Genomic DNA, 9,358 nt, shown 5'->3' on the forward strand with positions numbered 1-9,358 from the left:
CAAGGGCATGGAACCGTAAACGGTCGACGACTCGGCATCGAGTTGACCGCTGAGAAACGATCGAGCGACATCTGACTCGGGCTGCAAACGGAGCGATTCGGTGGTTCCGTCGCGATACTTCAGCTCGACCGTGCCGGTTGCCAGGGGACGGTTGCTGCTCAATCGCCACGCCACTTCGGTTCCGGCCAAGCCCTTGATGCCGTATTCGGGAATCGGACCTTCGTAGGTCGCATCACGCGTGTAGGCGGGCGGTGTGATCCGTACCGTCGGCGGCAGCAACTGGGGCGTCATCGTCACGGACAGTTCGTGATACCGAGATCGGGAACGGCCGGTTCTCGCGTACACCGTCAGCGGCTCAGTCACATTGCTCAGCATGGCTTGCCATTGAGACTCGGAACCGTCGTCGCTCGCGTCGGCGGCCGGTAACATGGGCAACACGTTTTCATCGCCGGGGCGAGTGCGGGTGACCAATTGCATGCGATCCACTCGGGCGCCCGAACTGGTGACGCGAATCAACACGTCATCCCCGTACAGCACCGAATCCTGTTCGAGCTGCAGTTCAATCAGCACTCCGGTGTAGGGCGGCACGTCGGAAGTGGGGGAAAGCAGACGTTGCACTTGGTTCTTCGCAATCCCGGGAACGATCATCGCCACCAAGAAGACGGCTCCCAAGATGGACGACAAGACGATCGAAGGACGCCGGAGCGTTTCAGAACGAAACACATCGCCCGCCGAAATCGAGCCCGCCAATTGTCGAGACCGATCGATGGCCAGGGAGGCCAGTCCCAGCGTCAACACGCTTTGCCGAGGCTGTGGCCGCGATTCCAATTGCAAGCCCGCGCGGATCTCCCCGCCGGTGCCCTTCGCCTGGTCAATTTGCTCGGCAATCGTTTCGTCGTTATGACAGACCAAACGAGTCACCACCAGCGCCGCAGCGATCGTCAGTGCTGCCGGCGGTGCGATCCGAGAAACCCACCAACGCACTTCATCCGGTAACGCCCAAACCAGATCGATCCACATCGCCGTCAACCAAATCACAACAACCGCCGCCAGCGACCACAGCAGCATCCGCGTCGACGCGAGCAGCAGCCAACGCCGGCGAAACGGACGCAGTACCGACGAGAAACTCGTTCGACCTGTCGAAGGGTTGGGCGTATCTATCGAGGACATGTTGTTCGCTTGTTGGTTGAAGTCCCTGTTTCAGTCAAAAGCCCGTTGTCGGTCAAAAAGCCGTTGTCGGTCAAAAACCCTGCCTCATTAAATCAGTCCGGATCGTCTGCGAACGATCCAAGTCGCAACCCACGCCCCGAGAATGCTGATCAAGGCAAGCGGATGATCCCACAACGTCGTCCGGCGCACTCGATCGGATTGACTGGATCGAAGCCGTTGCTCGTACCGCTCCACCACGCTCTCGATCTTATCAGGATCGATGACCTCGCCGCCGCTCTGCCGGGCAATTCCACGCATCAAATCTGGGCGTGCATCGACCTCCAGTCGCTCAAACCAGGGGTCGCGGACTTCGATCGACGTTTCTGCGACCACCCGTTCGCTCTCGCCGACGACCACGCGTGCGGAGTGAATTCCGACGGGTAGATTCCCGAAATCGACTCGAAAAAAGTCCTCTTGAAGCCCCGATGCCGCCGGATGAAAACGCTGCGGCAATTCACTGTCGGCCGATTCGAGTAGCACACTCAGTCCCAAATCGTTTTCTCCCGCTACGAATTGACTCGGTTCACGAACCAGCAGCGAAGCGGTCACCCGGTTGCCGGCGAGGAACGTTGCACGGTCCGGGCGAATTGCCACCGGTTGTCCGGGAAGAAAGTCCTGGGAAGAAATCACCCAGGCGATCAAGGACTGCCACAGCGACCAGTAAACGTCGTCTTTGTCGGCGTGATCGGGCGGCAAGAACGCCCAACGCCACATGCCCGCACCTTCCACCACGATGGTCTGGCCGCTGCCGTAGTGTTGGTAGGTGACCACGGGGACCGTGTTGCCGCTGCCGTCGGCGACGCTTTGAATCAACACCTGGGGCAGACCCCGGCGCAACCGGGGAATCGCCGACGATGACAACGACGGCAGACTCGCCAACGCGTCACGGCCTTTGGCGAGCAGCGGATCAAACAGGGCGGTATCGAGTCCGTGCTGCGTGACACGTGTGCGAAACCGCGTTTCGGATTGTCCCTCCCAACGAACCGGAAGAATTTCTGCGAGCCGCGTGGCGATTTCATTGCTCGGCGCACCGCGGGCACAAACCAGACATCCTCCCGACTTGGCGATCCATTGCCTCAAGTTCTCGATGCCTTGCGGAGTCAAGAAACGGTCGGCGTCGCGGCCCAGCAAAACGATTCGATAGTCGTCGAGTAACTCCATCTTCTCCAGCGGTGACGCCAACTCGGTTTGAATCTGCCAATTCGGAGTGGTCGTTTCATCATCAGACGCGTCGTCGAGCGCAACTGAATCAGAGGCCTCGAACGTCGGTGTGATCCGGCGCTGCAAGAATCGTTCGTTGCCCAGCCGGACGATCGAAGTCAACTGCACCATCGGGTCGCCGCTCAGATTGCGAGACAGGAATTTGCTATCCCAATACGGTTTCCCTTCGAGCAACAAAACGCTGATCGGAGAATCCAATCGCTGAACGAAGATCGTCGTTTCGTTGTCTGACGTCGTCGCCTCGCCGGGGACGCCCGAGGCGACGATGCGGAATCGCTGCAATGATTCTCGCGGCCCTCCCGGGATCGTAAAACGGATCGATTGATTCGGATCGTCGCCGAGCTGGATCGTCTGTTGATCGATGACATCCGAATCGGCGAGCAGCCGAACACGCGTCGATTGGCCCGCCAATCCGGCATGTCCCAGCCGAGCCCGCAAGATCAAATCCTGGTTGGGAAACGCAATCATGCGGGGTGACCGCGACGCCACGGAAAGGTTCTTCAGTCCCACTTCGCTGCCCAGCGTGACGGTATAAACGGGCGTGGCAAGCGAGTTGGCTTCGGCGGCGCGCGACAACACACTTTGGGTCGTGCCGGCGTTGTGGGCTCCATCGCTTAGCAACACGATCGCATGGCCGAGCGGCGAACCGTTGCGCACGACCGAACCCAATGCGGATGCCAGATCGGTGCGATGGCCGTGCGAAACCGTGTCGTCTGCGTTCGACTCGCCACCGGCCGCGGGCAACGTGCGGACTTCGTCGGAGTAAAAGACCTGCTTGATCACCTCGATCTCGTCGCGTTGGGGATCGACCCGGCGGGCGAGTTCCAATCCGCGCGCCCAGCGAGATTGCCCGCGGTCGCCGTCGGCGTCTTCCACGGTCATACTGGCCGTGCCGTCCAACAGCACGGTCAAACGGGGTTTTCCCGAAGGCCGCGGAATGGGTTGAATGTGAACCGGGTTGAGCGTCACGGCGAGCGGGCCGACCAAACCCAACAGCATCATCAGCGTGATGATCCAACGCCGCAGACGTCCCACCGACCAATCGCGTCGCAACAGGTACAGGACGATCACGGCGGCCGACAACGCGGCGAGCGCCCACCACAGTCCCATCGGAATTCGAGGTTCAATCGTCCACACGAAGCGATTCCTCAATCAGATCATTCATCAAACTCGAAACCCTCGGAGCATCGCGATTTCACTGATCAAACCCAGCAGACAGACCACGATCAGCCACGTCCACCAATGATCGTCTTCGTCGTCCTCGGATGACGGCGTGCTGTAGCCGACTCGGCGTCCTTCACCGACGCGATCCTTGAGCACCGTTTCGTCGAGTGCCTGCAGGTCGGACTCCAAACCGGGCGCCGCCGTCGCGACTGCCATCACGGTCTGGTTTTGTTGTCGGACTTCATAGACGCCCGGTCCGACCGGGTCTTCCCAGGCCCAAACAAAGCCGCCCTGGCGCGCCTGACCATTGGCCGCCCCCGTGGTCTGCAACCGTCCGTACTCGTCCGCCACCGGCGTGGCGTCGGTTGCCGGGCGAACCGTCAACGCCTCGACGCTCTGAACTTCGGCCGGTAGCAGTCGCACCAACGGGTCGCCGCAAGCGACAGCACCGGTGTCCAAACCGCCGCGCAGCAACCCTTGAACCAGCTCACCAAGGATCGGCACAAAGGTCGCTTGCACCGGCCAATTCGATTCACCCAAGTCCGCGTTCAAAACGCCGACTTTGCCCGCGTCTGCGCTGGTCACATAGAGCAGCGCGGAGGAATCGCTCAGTTCGGCGAGCACCTGATCCCGCAACCCTTCGTCCATCGCTTGAGTCGGTAATCCACCGCCGAGGCGAACCGGGCGCAGCGCCGCTTCGACCGTGCTGCCCAAGACCCGAAACGGCTCCTGACGTCCGGAGACGCGACTGATAAAGAGGTCTTTTCGCGATCGCGACGCCGAGCCGGACAACAGTTGCACCGGTGGCTGAAACCCGGAACCGAAGGCCTCGCTCAATCGTTGCAAATTCATCGCATCGGCCAGTTCACTGGTCACGTACAACAGCCCCCGCCCCCGACGGATGTTTGCCGCAAGAAACGAAACCGCTTCGTCGTCGATCGCGCCCGGATGATCGATCACGAACAGGTCGGCCGCAGGCCATTTGCTCGGACGCATCCGCATCGGATGGATTCGTCGAAGCGGAGATGCTCCATCGGATCGAGCGAGCGTGATGCTCAACGCTTGCTCCAAAAACCAACTGCTCGACGGTGCCGCCGACTCCGATTGCCGCGACAGCAGCACCACATTGGGTGTGTCGCGGACTTCGACCGTCAGCGGACGTGAGTCGTCTTCGCTGAGAGCGTCCAGGTTCGCCGTCAGTGTCACGAAGCCGTGTTTCCAGCCCGCTTGGTCGAAGGTCAACGAATGGGTTAGCGTTCGTGAACCGCGTGCAGGCACCTCAGCGTCCAACTGTTGCTGCAAGCGATCAACAGCAAGTTGGCAAGAGACGTTTTTGTCGTTGTCGCTGAAATTCGCCACGTCGATTTCGATTTGCGCCGGTTGTCCGATGATCGGTTGCTCGGCGAATCGGACTTGGGTGATGGCGACGTTGTCGGTGACCGAGGAAGCGACGGCGTGAAACTGCACCTCGGTGCCTTCGGGAAGACTGTCCAGGCGAGCCGTGCCCCAAGAGCCGCGTTGAAAATCGCTGATGATCACCAACTCGCGTTTTTCGTGATTCGCTTCAGACAACATGCCCGCGGCCCGCTCGAGCGCCGCGTGAACGTTGGCCTGTTCCGAACGCACCGTCACTTCCTCCACCGCGCTTCGCAGCGACGGCAGGTTGGGAGAAATCTGATCGAAAACCGTCCGAGGCTTTGCTCCCATGAAGATCACGCCCGCTTGAACACCTCGCAAGCCGTCGAGGAATTCGATCGCGGCGGCTCGACCTTGCGCGATCCGTTGGGCGCCGCCGCTGCCGGCCGCCATGCTTTGACTGACGTCCAACAAGATCACACGTGCGGTGTCGCCTTCGGCCGTTCGTGCGACCGCCGGGCCGTCGTCGAAATAAGGCCGCGAAAACGTCGCCACCAACAAACAGATCGCAGCGATGCGGAGCAGCAAAATCAACCAATCGCGGAGCCGACTCCGCGCGCGGCGCTGCTGAATCACTTCTTGCAACAGCTGAATCGTCGACAGCGGAAACTCGACCGGCCGTGGTCGCGTCAAAAAGTGGACGGCCAACGGCGCACCGACAACCAGCACACCGATCGCAATCGCCCATGGATTCAAGAATGCCATCGCCGAGACGTCCTCACCTATGCTCCGCGAACCACCAGGAAGGACCGCAACACGTCCAGATAGCTCTCGCTCGTCGAGACGCGATAGTAGTCGCACCCGGTGCCGGAAAGCACTTTCCTCGTCGAATCCGCCAGGGCTTCGAATCGTTGTTGATACGCGCGACGCACTTCGCTCAACTGACAGTTCACCACGCCATCCCCTTCCAACCCCGCGAACCGAAACGCATTGCCGTCGGGCAAGTTTTGCTCGTCGGGGTGAATCAGATGCAGCGTGATCACCTCCCATCCGCGGGCGCGAAAGTTCCGTAGTCGGGCGACGACTTCGTCCATCGAATCGACCAGGAAGTCACTCAGCATCACCAGCACACCACGCCGCGTCGATCGATTCAACAAATCCTCGAGTCCTTGGGCCAATCCGGTCGCACCGGCGGGCGTGAGCTGTTCGATCGTGTGGTGCATCAACTGACGCGTTTGCAGCGAGGAACTGGGCGCCAGGTAGTCATCGAGCCCTTGACCGATGACTGCCAGGCCAGCCGCGTCGCGACCGAACACGATCAGGTGCGACAGTGCCGTGGCGAAGTGTTGCATCCATTCGAATTTGCTGCCGCGCAAGTCTTGACGGCTGCCGCGCGTGATGCCGCCTTGAGCCATCGACCCGCTGCCGTCGAGAACCAGCGTGCAATTCAGATCGGTGTCGTCTTGAAAGATCTTCAGGTACGCGCGTCCCATGCGCCCCATCGCTTTCCAGTCGATGCGACGGACATCGTCACCGGGCGAGTATTCGCGGTAGTCGACGAACTCGCCCGCCCCGCCTCGACGGCGCGAAATGTGACGCCCGCTAAAACTACCGTCGACCGCGCGACGCGGCGAAAAACGCATCTGTTCGAATCCGGCCAGCGCGGACGCGTCGAAGAATCGACTGACGTAGGGCTGGGTGTGGGAGGACGACAAGTTGGACAAGCGATGATCCAGGGCTAAGCGGAAAACGTGCTAGGTCGTCAAGATGGAATCAACGAGCGATTCGATGCCAAAATTGTCACCGATCGCGCGGTGGTTCAAGATGATTCGGTGTCGCAAGATCGGCAGTGCGACGGCGTGAATGTCCGCGGGAATCGGTGCCGTTCGTCCTTCCAACAACGCCCGAGCTTTCGCTGCGAGCACCAGATTTTGACTGCCCCGCGGACCGGCACCGAATGCCACATAGTTTGCCACCGTCTCGGGCGCCGACTCCGAATCGGGACGCGAACGAATGGCGATCTCGACCGCTTGATCAACGACGACGTCGGGCACGGGCACGGCACGAATGGTTCGGCGGAGCTCCAAAAAGGCGTCGCGGGGCAAGCGGCTTTCCGGGATCTCGACCGGGTCCGCCGTCGTCTTCAAGACAATCTCTTTCTCCTGTGCCTTCGACGGGTAACCGATATGAATCTCCATCATGAACCGATCCAACTGGGCCTCCGGCAGCGGATACGTGCCTTCCTGTTCGATCGGGTTCTGAGTCGCGATCACCAGAAACGGTTCTTCCAGCGGATGTGTTTCACCGCCCACCGTGACGTGGCGTTCGGCCATCGCTTCCAGCAGTGCCGACTGCGTCTTCGGCGCCGCCCGGTTGATCTCGTCTGCCAGGACCAGATTGGCAAAAACCGGTCCCCGTCTGAATTGCATGTCGGTGACGCCGGTCGATGCATCACGTCCGAGCAGTTCGTAACCGGTGATGTCGCTGGGCATCAAGTCGGGCGTGAATTGAATCCGCGAGTACCGCCAATGAAACGCGGTCGCCAAGGTCTTGACCATCAGCGTTTTGGCCAGCCCCGGAGCGCCGACCAGCAGCGCGTGTGAACCGGTCAACGCACAGATCAACAGCTGATCGAGGACGGCGTCCTGGCCCACGATCGTTTGCTTCAACTGCTGTCGAACCTTTTGGACTTGTTCCAGAAATGATTCCGCCGCGTGACTTGCATCTGCAGTCTCGAGTTGACTATTCAATCCCGCCCTCGCTTGAATCTACGATCGTGTTGACAAGAACCATCAATTGACAAGCCGGCGCGAGAAGTGTGACGCTTTCTGCGTACCGAGCCCTTCCTGGAAAGTCTAAGATTAAAGAAATTCAGGGCGCCCGTCCACAAAATTAAAAAAACAAATGGTACCGTTGGCTTCAGAGGTAGGCTGGAATCTATGTCTGCCGTTCTTCAAGGTCTCTCGTTCCACAGGCCGATCCAAGACGAAGGGTAAGAAGATTTGGGAGTGAGGAAAATCGACGACGACGACGAATCGCAGCGGGGATTCTTTTTCTTACCTCCGATATCTTCTTACCGATTTCCAGCGGCCGATTCTGGAAGGAGTGGCAAAACAATGAGGGCGGAACGATTCCAGGCCGTAGCATGTCGCCGCTTCAAGCAGCTTCTTGATCTCGACTTCATCTGGCTGCTGAGTCGACTGTGCTTGGTCAGAAAACGGCTGCCCAACGTCAATGACGCCAGCCTGTTCCTGTTCATCAACCGACGCAAAGAGAAACTCAAGACGCTCGACTAGGATCGGGACGCAATGGCGATCGGGTACGAGAGCCTCGAGCATACAAGAGCCTCGAGCATACAAGAGCCTTGAGCATTGCCAGTCTTCCTTCGCTTGCCCGATTCCTTCTGGCTTTAACATGGCAAGGACACAGCACGCCTCGCCGCGCACTGCTGCAGAGTTGCCGTTTGGCTTCATTAGCAATCGTCCTGCGAGAGGTGAGATAGGATTTGCCGAAGGGATCGGGCCACCACCGCGGAATCCCCCGACAAGCGTCCCCGCTTCAGTCTCACTCTGAGCGCGACTGCTGTCATTTTGACGGCAGGGGCGACCTCTGAATTGCGGATGGATAGCAGGCGATTTACCCGGGAAATAGGCCATTGAATGTCCGTTGTCATTAATTGGCATGTCGTTAGCAGTAGGTGGCACTGGTGATGGACAGCAATTCAACAACTGAACCATTCAGGGGAGCACACGATGACGAAAACGATCGCACTAACTGTTGGCGCGGCAATTGTCGCGTTTTCTCTCGCCGACGCACCAGTCGCCGAAGCGCAATATGCCACCGTCGTCGAAATCACCACTCCGGAGCAAAGAATCCCTCCGCCACCTGAAGTTCGCGGCTATGAGCACCGAGCCAACAACAAGTACTTTGGGTTACGGTCATCGTATTCGAGCATCCGTCAGTACTACTCCAACCCGGTGAAGACGATTCCGCCGCGGACTACGCGCGTCATCCGGTATTACGGTGGTGGCTATCCTTACTACCGCGGTTATCCTGCCTATCCCTATCAAGTTTACCCACGATATCCGTATGGGTATGGCTACCGGTGGCCTTAACGATGATCCGAAAGCTTGTCACGAAGCTTGGAATCCCAGCCGAGGTGCTGCTTCAAGAGCGGGAACCGACGCGACGTTGAGAGGGGAGAGTCGAAAGCGGTAACGGCTGATTCAATTCCCATATGAATCCTGCGCGAAAAGGAGCAACGACCAACGTTACAGAACCAGCGAGCGACGTTGGCTCTGGTGGCGCCCGGCCTGTTGCTCTCACGTGGTTCCCACTAGCCGAAGTGCGACGCATGCACCTCGATACTCCATGCCCAAATCACGATCCCAGCCAGACCGAGAGTCAC

7 protein-coding genes are annotated in these 9,358 nt (G+C 59.5%); 2 read left to right on the forward strand and 5 right to left on the reverse strand.

The window, feature by feature from the left end; genetic code table 11:
• The 5 genes from ABX749_RS11075 to ABX749_RS11095 all read right to left on the reverse strand — a co-directional run.
• Window positions 1-1,170, reverse strand: a 1,170-nt coding sequence (locus ABX749_RS11075) for a hypothetical protein (protein WP_372896037.1), incomplete at its 3' end; no start/stop codon positions are given.
• An 87-nt stretch (window positions 1,171-1,257) separates the two neighbouring features.
• The gene (locus ABX749_RS11080; protein WP_372896038.1) at window positions 1,258-3,567 is read right to left on the reverse strand and encodes a hypothetical protein; all 2,310 of its coding nucleotides are present in this window, start codon (window positions 3,565-3,567) and stop codon (window positions 1,258-1,260) included.
• A 27-nt stretch (window positions 3,568-3,594) separates the two neighbouring features.
• Window positions 3,595-5,715 carry a BatA and WFA domain-containing protein gene (locus tag ABX749_RS11085; RefSeq protein ID WP_372896039.1) on the reverse strand — a complete coding sequence of 707 codons (2,121 nt, stop codon included), beginning with the start codon at window positions 5,713-5,715 and terminating at the stop codon, window positions 3,595-3,597.
• Window positions 5,716-5,732: 17 nt separating this feature from the next.
• A complete protein-coding gene (locus ABX749_RS11090; protein WP_145219107.1) occupies window positions 5,733-6,674 on the reverse strand; it encodes a DUF58 domain-containing protein in 942 nt (313 codons plus the stop codon).
• A gap of 30 nt (window positions 6,675-6,704) precedes the next feature.
• Window positions 6,705-7,700, reverse strand: coding sequence for an AAA family ATPase (locus ABX749_RS11095; protein ID WP_372896040.1), 996 nt, complete (start codon window positions 7,698-7,700; stop codon window positions 6,705-6,707).
• A 366-nt stretch (window positions 7,701-8,066) separates the two neighbouring features.
• Here ABX749_RS11095 and ABX749_RS11100 point away from each other — a divergent pair, with 366 nt between their 5' ends.
• Both ABX749_RS11100 and ABX749_RS11105 read left to right on the forward strand, forming a co-directional pair.
• The gene (locus ABX749_RS11100) at window positions 8,067-8,246 is read left to right on the forward strand and encodes a hypothetical protein (RefSeq protein ID WP_372896041.1); all 180 of its coding nucleotides are present in this window, start codon (window positions 8,067-8,069) and stop codon (window positions 8,244-8,246) included.
• A gap of 456 nt (window positions 8,247-8,702) precedes the next feature.
• Complete coding sequence (locus tag ABX749_RS11105; protein ID WP_372896042.1) at window positions 8,703-9,065, forward strand: hypothetical protein; 363 nt, start codon at window positions 8,703-8,705, stop codon at window positions 9,063-9,065.
• Window positions 9,066-9,358 lie beyond the last annotated feature (293 nt).

Origin of the sequence: Stieleria sp., from assembly GCF_041595215.1 — a bacterium.
In the GTDB taxonomy this organism is placed as follows: Bacteria; Planctomycetota; Planctomycetia; order Pirellulales; family Pirellulaceae; genus Stieleria; species Stieleria magnilauensis.

Excerpts from the sequence above, each read along its gene's own strand:
- ABX749_RS11100 (WP_372896041.1), top strand. The coding sequence starts at position 8,067 with ATGAGGGCGGAACGATTCCAGGCCGTAGCATGTCGCCGCTTCAAGCAG.
- ABX749_RS11085 (WP_372896039.1), bottom strand. The coding sequence starts at position 5,715 with ATGGCATTCTTGAATCCATGGGCGATTGCGATCGGTGTGCTGGTTGTC.
- ABX749_RS11105 (WP_372896042.1), top strand. The coding sequence starts at position 8,703 with ATGACGAAAACGATCGCACTAACTGTTGGCGCGGCAATTGTCGCGTTT.